This is a genomic window from Endozoicomonas sp. Mp262 (assembly GCF_025643335.1).
Lineage (GTDB): Bacteria > Pseudomonadota > Gammaproteobacteria > Pseudomonadales > Endozoicomonadaceae > Endonucleibacter.
In genome coordinates, this window is record NZ_CP092489.1 from 5054015 (window position 1) to 5066754 (window position 12740).

General features: G+C 47.9%; 9 protein-coding genes and 1 pseudogene. 6 read left to right on the forward strand and 4 right to left on the reverse strand.

All coding sequences use genetic code 11. The features are described 5' to 3' along the window. Nucleotides 1–177: 177 nt before the first annotated feature. On the reverse strand, nt 178–1665 hold the full coding sequence (gene gltX, locus MJ595_RS22645) for a glutamate--tRNA ligase (protein ID WP_263080395.1): 1488 nt from the start codon (nt 1663–1665) through the stop codon (nt 178–180). A 90-nt stretch (nt 1666–1755) separates the two neighbouring features. Here gltX and MJ595_RS22650 point away from each other — a divergent pair, with 90 nt between their 5' ends. Then, on the forward strand, nt 1756–2061 hold the full coding sequence (locus MJ595_RS22650) for a hypothetical protein (RefSeq protein ID WP_263080396.1): 306 nt from the start codon (nt 1756–1758) through the stop codon (nt 2059–2061). A gap of 28 nt (nt 2062–2089) precedes the next feature. On the opposite strand, the gene MJ595_RS22655 is transcribed toward MJ595_RS22650, so the two are convergent. Next, entirely contained in the window at nt 2090–3424 is a 1335-nt protein-coding gene (locus tag MJ595_RS22655) for a transposase (protein WP_263078000.1), read from the reverse strand. Nucleotides 3425–3789: 365 nt separating this feature from the next. On the opposite strand from MJ595_RS22655, the pseudogene MJ595_RS22660 reads away from it, so the two are divergent. Further along, nucleotides 3790–4939: pseudogene (locus tag MJ595_RS22660) on the forward strand (IS3 family transposase). Nucleotides 4940–5059: 120 nt separating this feature from the next. On the opposite strand, the gene MJ595_RS22665 reads toward MJ595_RS22660, so the two are convergent. Both MJ595_RS22665 and MJ595_RS22670 read right to left on the reverse strand, forming a co-directional pair. Further along, nucleotides 5060–6319, reverse strand: a complete 1260-nt coding sequence (locus tag MJ595_RS22665) for a cation:proton antiporter (protein WP_263080397.1) — start codon at nt 6317–6319, stop codon at nt 5060–5062. Between the two features lie 441 nt (nt 6320–6760). Then, the gene (locus MJ595_RS22670; protein WP_263080398.1) at nt 6761–7702 is read right to left on the reverse strand and encodes a LysR substrate-binding domain-containing protein; all 942 of its coding nucleotides are present in this window, start codon (nt 7700–7702) and stop codon (nt 6761–6763) included. A gap of 448 nt (nt 7703–8150) precedes the next feature. Here MJ595_RS22670 and MJ595_RS22675 point away from each other — a divergent pair, with 448 nt between their 5' ends. The 4 genes from MJ595_RS22675 (at nt 8151) to deoD (ending at nt 12599) form a co-directional block, all read left to right on the forward strand. Continuing rightward, nucleotides 8151–9374 carry a NupC/NupG family nucleoside CNT transporter gene (locus MJ595_RS22675; protein ID WP_263080399.1) on the forward strand — a complete coding sequence of 408 codons (1224 nt, stop codon included), beginning with the start codon at nt 8151–8153 and terminating at the stop codon, nt 9372–9374. A gap of 125 nt (nt 9375–9499) precedes the next feature. Continuing rightward, a complete protein-coding gene (deoC, locus tag MJ595_RS22680) occupies nt 9500–10273 on the forward strand; it encodes a deoxyribose-phosphate aldolase (protein WP_263080400.1) in 774 nt (257 codons plus the stop codon). A 134-nt stretch (nt 10274–10407) separates the two neighbouring features. Then, nucleotides 10408–11745 carry a thymidine phosphorylase gene (gene deoA / locus MJ595_RS22685; protein ID WP_263080401.1) on the forward strand — a complete coding sequence of 446 codons (1338 nt, stop codon included), beginning with the start codon at nt 10408–10410 and terminating at the stop codon, nt 11743–11745. Nucleotides 11746–11894: 149 nt separating this feature from the next. Continuing rightward, nucleotides 11895–12599, forward strand: coding sequence for a purine-nucleoside phosphorylase (gene deoD, locus MJ595_RS22690; RefSeq protein WP_263080402.1), 705 nt, complete (start codon nt 11895–11897; stop codon nt 12597–12599). The last annotated feature ends 141 nt before the right edge of the window (nt 12600–12740 follow it).

Below are 12740 nucleotides of genomic sequence, written 5' to 3' on the forward strand. Positions count from 1 at the left end.
AACTTCTCTATTCGTGACTGACTGTGTTTGCCAGTCCCGAAACGCAGGGCGAATTCTATGGATGCCCCCTGGTACTGTCAAGCATCACTTATGAAAAAAATTTAGATATTTCCATATGGTTATAAAAAAAGGAGACCTCAAGCCTCCCTTTCTACCGATGCAAACAAACAGTCCTCATCACTCAGCGGAGAGTACCTTGAACTCTTTTTCCAACCGCTTGCCTTCTTTTTTAGAAAGACCACCAAGCACTGCCACTGCATGTCGCAGGCGCGCACGGATCATATCCGGCCCAAGAATTTCCATGGAATCCATAACTGACCATGAATTAGGCGTTCCCGCTACAGCCACAAAGATAGGGTGGTTAAAATCACCCAGCTTATGCCCCATGGCTTTGGAAAGCGCTTTGATATCAGCAAAGATATTACCCTTGGTCCACTGACGCTGCTGTTCCAGACGCCAGAGAGTAAATTGAAGCACTTTCTTTACCTCAGACTCTTCCAGCTTTTTATGGGCAAAATCTTCTGGCGACAAATCCAAAAGTCCGGAAAACATAAAAGCAGACATTGGTGCAAAGTCGCTTAATGTTTCTACCCGTTCTTTGGCAAAGGGTAAAAACTTCATCATGTAATCTTTGTTAAGCAGCCAGCCATGAAGTCGGTCAGCAAATTGCTCAACGGTCAGGTTTTCCCGAATCCAGCTGGCATTCAGCCAGGACAGTTTTTCCTGGTCAAAGATGGGACCACCCAGAGAGACCCGGGAAATATCAAACTGTTCCAGCATTTCATCCAGGGTAAACTTTTCCCGCTCGTCCGGCATGGACCAGCCCATTCGTCCCAGGTAATTCAGCAGCGCTTCAGGGAGATAGCCGGCATCACGGTAATAAGTGATACTGGTTGGGTTTTTACGCTTGGACAGCTTGCTCTTATCCGGGTTACGCAACAGCGGCATATGACAAAGGACTGGCATTTCCCAGCCAAAGTATTGATAAAGCAGCTTATGCTTGGGCGCCGAATTAATCCACTCTTCACCACGAATCACATGGGTGATTTCCATGAGATGGTCATCCACAACATTCGCCAGATGATAAGTGGGCATGCCATCGGCCTTTACCAGCACCTGCATATCCACTTGAGACCAGTCAATCTCGATCGCTCCCCGCAGCATATCATCCACAACACAGGTTCCTTCTACCGGAACCTTCATACGAACTACATGGGATTCCCCTGCTGCCAGTTTCTGTGCCACTTCTTCTTTGGATAAATGCAGGCAGTGGCCATCATAACCAGGGGTCTGTTTATTCGCCATTTGCTCAGCCCTGAGCTCATCCAGTCGCTCAGAAGAACAGAAACAGTGGAAAGCATGCCCCTTATCCAGAAGCTGCCGGGCATGATCCGCATAAATCTCACGGCGCTCGCTCTGACGATACGGACCATTAGGGCCACCCGCATCAGGTCCCTCATCCCAATCAAGCCCTAACCAGCGAAGAGAGTTCAGAATCTGTTGCTCGGATTCAGGTGTACTACGAGCCTGGTCAGTATCTTCAATACGTAAGATAAACTTGCCACCCTGGCTACGGGCAAAGGCCATATTAAAAAGCGCAATATATGCAGTGCCCACATGGGGATCACCGGTGGGGGAAGGAGCAACTCGAGTACGAATGGTCATACGTCCAATATCCCAGTCAGGAAAAATAAAAGTGGGCTATTATATCTTTCAATCCCCCCAAGCACATAGTACTGAAAACAAGTTCGAACCATGCATAAATCTTCATCTGGACTCAAAAAAAGGCTCTTATTATACAGCATAATACTTAAAACTATTTTCACTCCCGCATTTGCTGCTCTTCAAATCATTACGCAACCACTCTATGAAACACTAGTTCCCGAAGAGATAAGACCACTGCTCAAAAATAAACCTCACGCAATTAAAACAACGATTTCACAGCAATTCCCGCAAACCAGATTCCGGCTGGCACATTTTCAGTTAATTAAAAATGATTTTATCGCGGATGAACAGAGCCAGACTGCTGCTATATCGGCAGTCGGTTTTAATGACAGGTAACACAGGTCACAGGGCTAACATCAACGCTCTATGTCGTATCGACAGTCAGCAACTTCAAGCTCACACTTCGCCCTTCAATGATAGCTGTAAATACGTCTGTCCAGTTATCAATGCAGAACCAGTCAAACAGCCCTCGTATGGCATGCCAGAATGCCTTTTTAGACTTTTTTATCTTGAGCGCTTCCTGGAAGAGCTTGCAAGACAGTTGTTCTATCTGGTTGATGAGGAAGGCCGTAAAAGTCAGGCATGCCAGATTGCTGGCCAGATGCTGCTTTCCGTGCCCGTAATTGTGTTCGAGATGGTAGCCCTGTGTTTTCAGTGTATTGAACGTTTCGTTTTCAATTTTCCATTTAGCGCGTGCTCCTCGCATGAATTTATTCACGTTCTCGGCTGAAAGCTCAATGTCCGTGACCCAGGTGTTGACGTACTTCTTGTTGCCCTCTGGATCAATTTCTATATATTCGAGAAAGTTAACCAGCACATCCGGGTGTGACTTGTTAATGGGGGCACCATTCACAAACCGGAACCAGTGCGTAAACCCTTTATCATCGGTATATTCATAGCGCACCACTTTGTCTGCACAATCCAGCTCATCGACGGCCTGGTATAACGACTCATGGGTTGAATCCTTTGCCACCATAATGAAGCTATAGCCAAAGGACTTTACCAACTTGATGGTCGGTCCATCTGAGTACAGGTCATCAAAAGTCAGAACCAGTGGCAGGTGCGGATGCTCTCTGGATAAATTCGCCAATAGCCGCTTGAGCGCTACCTTCTCACAATCATTCTTTGACGCATCAACTTGTTTGATGATGGGTTCAGGCATTAAAGGTAATACTTCTTTCTTGCCCGGCTTTACCAGACAGCAGGCCAGTAACTGATGGTAGTATTGCGGATTTTTGCTGCCTGGCTTTTTTACACAACACTCAGGACAACTAATCTTCCCTGAGCAAAAGTGCCCCGTACCATCGATAGGCGCAAGATACCCTTCCTCAAAATAAGTGAACTGCTTAAGCCGCCCAGATCGTTGCACAAAGGCAAACAGGCGGGTAAAGAACTTCCTTAAATAGCGTGTTTCGATAGGGTCAATCAGATCCCTCAGATAGGTATCACTGGGGACACAGCTGACATTGTACATCGACTTTAAGTTCTTGAGCCTATCTGGGTTATTGACACAATCCTGATCAAAAGCCAGTAATGAAGGGTATTTCAGGTGCATGACTGCCAGGCCACTCATGACCGCATCATGAAGGACAATTTTGTCATGTTGGCTTTTCTTGCGAAAGTCTGGAATTTGACCCGCTTCATCAGAGACTATTTTGAGCAGTTTTTCAGCAATGGTTCTTGGTTTCGTTAGCGGCACAACATGAGCATCGTTATTATTATTGTGGTGAAATTCTACCGGATAGTCTGCGATTTTAGCAAGAGGCTACCAAGCTACAGCCCTTGTTATTAAGGGCTTTAATCAAGTCTGCGGGAATTGCTGACGATTTCACCCGACAAATCACAGATTGCTTTTTGCATCCATACCGAAAACGAATATTGCGCATTCATCTTACAAAGACACAGAGACAGATATGAAAGGGTTCCTGAACCAAGATGGGGTTATTTTGACCCCTCCACTGGAAAGTCTGGCATTATAAACCCCTCCGAATTAGCTTGAAGTGGTTATAGTTTTCCGGACACACAAACAAGGGTAATCTTGGAACCCTATTAAAGGTGTGTAGCATGTCGGAAAAGAAAGTAAAAAATTACACTGCTGAGTTCAAGGAATCTGCTGTGAAGCTGGCAGTTGAATCAGATAAGCCAGTTACTGAAACTGCTCGGGAGCTTGGGGTTAATATCAACACCCTTCATACCTGGATAACAAAGTACCACCGCCCGAAGGTGGCTAATCAGCCCAGGAAAAATGATGAGCATGTGTATGATGAAGTGAAACGTTTGCGTAAAGAGCTGAAAACCCTCAAAGAGGAGCACGCTATTTTAAAAAAGGCGGCAGCCTTCTTTGCAAGAGAAAGTCTCTGAGATTTCAGTTCATCAAGGACAACCAGGAGCGCTTCAGTATTACTGCCATGTGTCGGGTTATGTCTGTATCGACCACGGGCTTTTATGACTGGTGCTCCCGTCCAGAATCGAACCGAAGCCAGGAAGACCGTGCATTGAAGGCAGATATCCGCGTGATACATGAAAAACACCGCCAGCGTTATGGTGAGCGCCGTATAAAAGACAATCTTGCTGATCAGGGTAAAAACGTCAGCCGTCAACGAATAAGTCGCCTAATGAAGGAGGAAGGCATTCGAAGCGCAAGTTCAAGGCAACAACAGACTCCCGCCATAACAAGCCGGTGGCCGAGAATCTGCTGAACCGTAATTTCAAACGGAAGCAGCCCAATGAGGCTTACGTGGGAGACATTACCTATATTCGTACCCGGGAGGGCTGGCTGTACTTGTCCGTATTCATTGATTTGCATTCGAGAGCTGTGGTTGGCTGGTCTATGAGAGATCGCATGACGGCATCACTGGTCACTGACTCTCTGATGATGGCTATGTGGAAGCGGAGGCCAACAGAAGGGCTGCTGGTACATAGTGATAGGGGCAGTCAGTACGTCTCGGAAAGCTATCAGAAATTGCTGAAAGATAATGGCTTTATTTGCAGTATGAGCCGTAAGGGAAATTGCTGGGATAATGCGGTGGCAGAGAGTTTCTTCCATACGCTGAAAGCTGAGCTTGTTCATCATGAAGACTTCCAGACAAGGGAAGAGGCAAAGCAGGCAATTTTTGAATACATTGAGGTCTATTATAACCGCCAGAGAAAACACTCTGGTAATGGCTACCTGGCACCTTTCAAATATGAACAGAAAATTGCCGAGGCAGCGTAAAAAAGTGTCCGGAAAACTCTTGCCAGATCAATATATACCAGGTCAGTTTAAACGAAGTAAACTAACCCGGATATTTCATAAACATGCTCGGGAAAGTTTATAAAATATCCGAGCCAAGGATTAATGAGACACCGACTTCAACTTAAGCAATGTCATCAACCGCTCAATAGTGGTTCCCTGAACCAGCAGTGAAAACAAAATAACTGCCAGAGACATATGGATGATGACTCCCCGCTCTGGCATATCCAGCGGAATGGATAGCATTAAAGCCACAGGAACAACGCCGCGCAAACCACCCCAGAACATCACCGCCTTGGTCTTTCCGTCAACCGGTGAGCTTTTGGGCAACCGGTTACTGACCGGAATTAACAGATAGACCACCAGGAAACGGGCAAATAGCACCACGGCAATGGTAAGTAGCAGGTAAGGTACATTTTCGTAAAGACGATCCACATCCTGGAACAGCAAGTCTTCCTGCATACCCAGCAGCAGGAAAATAAAACTGTTAGCCACAAAGGCCATAAACTCCCAATAAGGATGCAAATATTCCTGTACGGGTTCACTGAGCACCCGGCGAGACCAGGTTCGGGTAACTACACCCGCCGCAATGGTAGACATGACTCCGGACATGCCAAAGACATGGTCCGCCAGAATAAAGCTTAAGTAAGCAAGTATTGTGGTATGGGCAATCTGCACAAAAGGAATATTACGCCCCAGCCGCAACAGGAACAGCATTCCACCACCCAATGCCGCACCAACCGCGATACCACCGAGAAATACCCGGCAGAACTCCCAGATGGCTCCCAATAGCATCTCGACACCAAAGCCCTGACCGGTTTGTACCACAGCCATCACAATACCGAACATAACAATCGCGGTGGCATCATTAAAGAGGCTTTCTGCATCCATCAGCAGTGACATCCTCTCTGGTGCCCCCACTTCCTTAAACAGGGCAATAACCGCCACAGGATCTGTGGCAGAGATTAACGCCCCAAACAGCAAGGCACCAGCCATGGTCATAGGTGTGAGATAACCAAGCAGCCCGGCTACAACCAGAGTAGATAACACAACCCCGACAACAGCCAGCATTAATACAGGTACCAGCTCTTTTACCAGCATCGGCAGCTTTATATTGATAGCCGCATCATAAATGAGTACTGGCAATAGAACGTACATAATCAAGTCATGGGTCAGCTCCACCTGCAGAACCGGAGCCAGAAAGTCAGAATGCTTGGCCACTCCCCCCAAAACCATTCCGATCACCACCAGACCAATGGTGTAAGGCACTCTCAGAAACTTGAGTCCGATGGCAGAAGCCGTGGTCAACATAAACATACCGGTAAAAATCAACACCGGCAAAGCCAGGCCAGCTTGATGCATGGCATAACCTCTATATTAAAGAAAGGATTTCCATATGGACTTTATAATCGGTATCCGAGGCATATTCATGCACCCAGTGGATCATAAGCTCCATACGAATAACAGGAAGAGACCGGGCATAAATTTTACGGCATGAAATAAGTCAGTAATGAAATGCCAAACCGGAAAATCCATGCACAGGCATTGGCCTTCAGAAAAAACCGCTACCCACTCTAACCTTGACCAAGATCAAAAGAAAGAGTGTTTTTACGATATCTTATGGCACAAACCCCATAACCCTTATCAATAAACAGTAATAGGTTTTACTGATGAATTAAGACACACCCCGAACTCTTGAAAGAAATGCCAAGGACTGTTGTGTTTTCACATTTAGACTCATTCTTAGGGGCTGTTGGGGGGGGGACGTTTGCTCGTGTGCTCACGAGCAAACGTCAACAGCCCCTAAGGAATGTGGCAGGTATCACCATCAGCAGAAAGGAATCTATTATTAAGTTGCCCCTCATCCCCCAGCCAATCAAGACACCAGCTTAAGGCAGCACCACGCTTTTCTTCATTCCATGCCAGATAGCAATGGGTATTCCAGGCCACATCATCCACCTCCCGGCTTACCAGAATCCCTTTTTCCAGATAATACCGGGCAAAGTGATAAGGCAGCGCAGTCACACCAATACCGCGAACAGCACATTCAATGGCATTTCGAAAGTTGGGCACTTTTAATCGCCGACTGTAAACGTTGTACCAGTTTTCTCCACTACTAAACGTCCTAACAGTATCTTCTATTGCAATGATGACATGTGCATTAAGGTCATTTCTCGTTAGTTTTCGTTCAACGGCATTGAGCAAATGCTCAGGAGACATAACCAGCAACCATCGAACTGTCCCCATCGTGGCACACCGGAATCGACTATCACTCGCCACCATCTCGGGTATATGCTGCGGTGCACCAATAACCAGGTCACAGCGCTGATGAAACAGGGCATCCCAGGAACCATTATAAATCTCACCATTGATAACAAGACGGGTATGGGGGTTTGCTGCATTAAATGCATTGATAAACTCGTAGAGAGTCTCCTGGCATACAATATTATTAAGAACAACCCTTAACTCTGCCTCCCCCTGGGTGGCTGCTTCACGGGTGGTATATTTGAGCTTGTTCAGATCCGCTAGTATTTTTCGGGACTCTTTCAGAAAATGCTCTCCAGCCGGAGTGATCTCTACTTTGCGGTTATCACGAACAAATAGTTGAACACCTAACTGTTCTTCCAGCTTTTTAACGGTATAGCTAATAGCAGAAGGAACCTTATGCAAATGACGGGCAGCCAGTGAAAAATTTTGATAATGAGCTACTACCTGAACAGCTTCTATAGCATCGGCCTGAATCATGGGGGCAAGACATTTATTCGCTAAATACCAGTATTCTAGATTTTGTTTATGGAATAATTTTGCTCAAGATCAAACTTTAGTGAAATTAGGGGTTACAGCCCAATCTCCAAAAAAACAAGAAAACCGAAACACCCCTAAGTACTTCTTTCTAGACAAACCGTCCATTCAACCAAGGTTAACATTAACCAACCCTGATAGAACTGCGCCAAGCTGCTGAAAACTTAACTGCATGATCAAATAATTTGAATATATTGACAAATTTTATAGATATACAACCGCCTGTCACGAAATTACCCTTTTGCCCAATCTCGATCACAAAGCGCTCAACTTTGAACAGCGGTGTCCATGCCGATCACACCACTTACCGAAGGCACGATCGCCTGCGTCCCGCCCATGATCACTCACACCAGACTTTACAGCTGGCCTGAACAGGCCTGGGGGTAGTATTGTGCAAATTCTTTTTAGTTTATTAGGCATTGCCTGCCTATTAGGATTGGCCCTGTTATTATCGGACAATCGCAAAGCTATTAACTTTCGCACAGTAGGTGGTGCCTTCTGTATTCAGGCCCTTTTTGGTGCTTTTGTACTTTACGTGCCCTTTGGTAAGGATGTCCTTTCCGGTGCAGCCGATGGAGTGCAACACGTTATTAACTATGCCAATAATGGCGTAGCATTCCTGTTTGGCGATCTTGGCAACTTTAAGTATGGCTTTATCTTCGCCATCAACGTGCTGACTATCATTATCTTCTTCTCTTCCCTCATCTCTGTCTTGTACTACCTGGGTATTATGCAGATTGTCATCAAGTTTATTGGTGGTGGGCTGCAAAAAGCACTGGGCACCAGTCGTACAGAATCCCTGTCTGCAACCGCCAACATCTTTGTAGGGCAGACTGAAGCCCCTCTGCTGGTTAGACCTTACGTTACCAAAATGACTCAATCAGAGCTGTTTGCAGTTATGGTCGGTGGTCTGGCATCTGTTGCCGGTGCGGTACTGGCAGGCTACGCCAGCATGGGTGTTGAACTGAAATACCTGATCGCTGCCAGCTTTATGGCGGCTCCTGGTGGTCTGTTAATGGCAAAAATCATTAAGCCTGAAACAGAGCATGACAAAATCTGCAATGACCCAAGCCTGGAAGAAGCCGGTGATGAAAAACCTGCCAACGTCATTGATGCTGCCGCCGGTGGTGCTTCCAGCGGTATGAAGCTGGCGGTCAACGTTGGCGCAATGTTGCTGGCCTTTATCGCCCTGATTGCCATGCTGAACGGTATTATTGGTGGCATTGGTGGCATATTTGGTTTTGAAGGCCTGTCCCTGGAACAAATCCTGGGCTATGTCTTTGCTCCCCTGGCCTTTGTTCTTGGCGTACCTGCCAGTGAAATTGTGACTGCCGGTAGCCTGATTGGACAAAAGCTGGTTGTTAACGAATTCGTTGCTTATGTGGATTTTGTTGCTATCAAAGACACTTTATCCCCGCACACCCAGGCCTTAATGACTTTTGCCCTCTGTGGTTTTGCCAACCTGTCTTCTATCGCCATTCTGCTGGGTGGACTGGGCAGTATGGCGCCAAGCCGTCGCCACGACATCGCAAAAATGGGTCTGAAAGCCGTAGCGGCAGGTTGCCTTTCCAACCTGATGAGCGCTTCCATCGCCGGTTTATTCCTTGCCCTGTAAGGCCAGGCCTTCAGCTGAGCCAATAGCCAATAGCCAATAGCCAATAGGCAAATGCTGAACAGCACGATTTTCTATTTAAACTGGCTGTCTCCCTCGACAGCCTCTTAATGACCAGGAAAGACTCAATGAGTACTGAAACTAACTACAGCCAACTGGCTCTGCAGCTGATCGACCTGACCACTTTGAGTGATGATGACACCAATGAAAAAGTCATCGCCCTGTGTGAGTCTGCCAAGACATCTGCTGGTACTACGGCTGCCGTTTGCATCTATCCACGCTTTGTTCCTGTGGCGAAAAAAGCACTGCGTGAACTGGGTCTGGAGCAGGTAAAAATAGCCACTGTCACCAACTTCCCTGCCGGTGGTGATGACATTGCCATTGCTGTTGCTGAAACCCGCGCAGCTGTTGCCTACGGTGCTGATGAAGTTGACGTAGTATTTCCATACCGTGCACTGATGGCAGGCGACGAGAAAGTAGGCTACGAGCTGGTTCGCCAGTGTAAAGAAGCCTGTGGTGATCAGGCAAAACTGAAAGTTATCATCGAATCCGGCGAGCTGAAAACAGAAGAACTGATCCGCAAGGCCAGCAACCTGTCCATTGAAGCCGGTGCAGATTTCATCAAAACCTCCACAGGCAAGGTAGCCGTTAACGCCACTCTGGAAGCTGCCCGCATCATGCTGGAAGCCATTAAAGCAAGCGGTCGTGACGTTTCCTTCAAACCAGCAGGCGGTATCCGCACAGCAGAAGAAGCCAAACAGCACCTGCAACTGGCTGAAGAAATCATGGGGCAGGGATGGGTTAATCCTGACCACTACCGCTTCGGTGCCAGCAGCCTGTTGGGCAACCTGCTGATCGACCTGGGCGAGAAAGAAGGCCAGGTCGATACACAAAGTTACTAAGCCTATATGAGCCGGTGCAATACCGGCTCTTTTACAGAGGTTGTTCGAAAACACTGTCATAAAAAGTAACAGCTGTCGTTTTCAAACAGTTTCTTTTTATTTATTACTTTTTAATTTTTACCATTGGGTGCAACATGTTCCTTCCACAGGAAATTATCCGCCGCAAGCGTGAAGCGCTTCCCCTCAGCAACGAAGACATTCAGCAATTTGTTCAGGGTATTACCCAAAATACTGTATCTGAAGGCCAGATCGCAGCCCTGGCTATGGCCATCTACTTCCAGGGCCTGAGCATGCCTGAGCGTATCTCCTTTACCAAGGCCATGCGTGACTCCGGTGATGTGCTGACCTGGGATAAGGAAAAACTGGGCGGCCCTATCATTGATAAACATTCCACTGGCGGTGTAGGCGACGTTGTTAGCTTAATGCTTGGCCCTATGCTGGCAGCCTGCGGCGGTTATGTGCCCATGATTTCCGGTCGTGGACTGGGACATACCGGTGGCACCCTGGATAAGCTGGACAGCATTTCCGGCTACAACACCAGCGCCTCTGAAGAAACACTGCGCAAAGTGGTTGAAAGCTGTGGTGTTGCCATCGTAGGTCAGACCGGCGAACTGGCACCTGCCGATAAGCGTGTTTACGCTATCCGCGATGTTACCGCTACAGTAGAATCCATCGATATGATCACGGCCTCCATTCTTGGCAAAAAACTGGCCGAAGGCCTGGATGCCCTGGTGATGGATGTCAAGGTAGGCAGCGGTGCCTTTATGCCGACTTACGAAGCCTCTGAAGCGTTGGCCAAAAGCATTGTTAGCGTCGCCAACGGTGCCGGTGTCAAGACCACAGCCCTACTCACTGACATGAACCAATGCCTGGCTTCCAGTGCCGGTAACGCCGTTGAAGTGCGTGAAGCAGTCCGGTACCTGACCGGTGAATACAGAAATCCACGTTTGCACGAAGTGACTATGGCCCAAGCCTCAGACCTGCTGGTCTCCGGTGGTCTGGCCAAGGATCTCACCGAAGCCCGCGACAAACTGCAAATCTGCCTGGATGATGGCAAAGCTGCGGAAATATTTGGTCAGATGGTTGCAGGCCTGGGTGGCCCTGCTGATTTCGTTGAGCGTTATGACCACTACCTGCCAAAAGCCGACATTATTCGTCCAGTGTTTGCTGATACTGCCGGCTACCTCTCCACCATGGATACCCGTGGCATGGGTATGGCTGTGGTTCAAATGGGTGGCGGTCGTAAAACCCCAACGGACAGCATCGACTACGCTGTTGGTCTCACCGACATTCCCCGTTTGGGTCAACAGGTTGGTCAGGAAACACCTCTGGCCTTGATTCATGCCCGCTCTGAAGAAGCCTGGCAACAAGCGGCTGACATGGTTCGTAACGCTGTGACCATCAGCGACACAGCTCCGGAGCAAACCCCCGAGATCTATCAGCGCATTACTGCCGCAGATTGTATAGAATAGTTTTTTTTAAAAGCCGGGGATTTTCATCCCTGGCTGCAAATATCTGATTTATACTAGTACTCCGTAAGGCAGCCACTGAACTTATCATCTGCTGCCGGACGGAGTACTAGTCCTGTTGACGTAATTAGTCACAGTATGGAGAGAAAACGTTGTCTACACCACATATTAATGCTGCGCCTGGAGCTTTTGCAGAAACAGCCTTGATGCCTGGCGACCCGCTGCGCGCTAAATATATTGCCGAAACCTTCCTTGAAGGTGCCGAAGAAGTGACTAATGTCCGCAACATGTTGGGATATACCGGCCATTACAAGGGTAAGCGGATATCTGTCATGGGTTCCGGCATGGGTATTCCTTCTGCCTCCATTTACTACAAGGAGCTGATCACTGAATACGGTGTCAAGAACCTGCTCCGCGTAGGCAGCTGTGGCGCCATCAGCCCTGATGTCAAGGTGCGTGATGTGGTTATTGGCCTGGGTGCGGCAACCGACTCCAAGGTCAACCGTATTCGCTTCAAAAACCATGATTTTGCTGCCACCTGTGACTTTGGCTTACTGGAAAAAGCCGTGGGTGCTGCCCGCAACAAAAACATCCCGGTAAAAGTGGGCAACCTGTTCTCTGCCGACCTGTTCTACTCCCCGGATCAACAGTTGTTTGACCTGATGGAAAAGTACGGCATTCTGGGTGTGGAAATGGAAGCTGCCGGCCTGTATGGTGTTGCCGCTGAATTCGGCGCCAAAGCACTGGCTGTTTGTACCGTAAGCGACCATATTCGCACTGGTGAACAACTCTCTGCTGAAGAGCGCCAACTGTCTTTTAACGAAATGATTGAGATCACCCTGGAATCTTTAATCTAGGATAATCCTTTTATTCCCAAGCTCCCGAGGGTGTTGCCACACCCCCGGGAGTCCGGAATCAAGTCTTATTCCCTACCCCCAATAGCTATCAGAAATCCCAATCCATCACTTCTACCCCCCTCACCTCCTCCCTACAGATCA

Coding starts and splice junctions, on each gene's coding strand:
- deoC (WP_263080400.1), top strand. CDS start 9,500: ATGAGTACTGAAACTAACTACAGCCAACTGGCTCTGCAGCTGATCGAC.
- MJ595_RS22670 (WP_263080398.1), bottom strand. CDS start 7,702: ATGATTCAGGCCGATGCTATAGAAGCTGTTCAGGTAGTAGCTCATTAT.
- MJ595_RS22665 (WP_263080397.1), bottom strand. CDS start 6,319: ATGCATCAAGCTGGCCTGGCTTTGCCGGTGTTGATTTTTACCGGTATG.
- gltX (WP_263080395.1), bottom strand. CDS start 1,665: ATGACCATTCGTACTCGAGTTGCTCCTTCCCCCACCGGTGATCCCCAT.
- MJ595_RS22650 (WP_263080396.1), top strand. CDS start 1,756: ATGCATAAATCTTCATCTGGACTCAAAAAAAGGCTCTTATTATACAGC.
- deoA (WP_263080401.1), top strand. CDS start 10,408: ATGTTCCTTCCACAGGAAATTATCCGCCGCAAGCGTGAAGCGCTTCCC.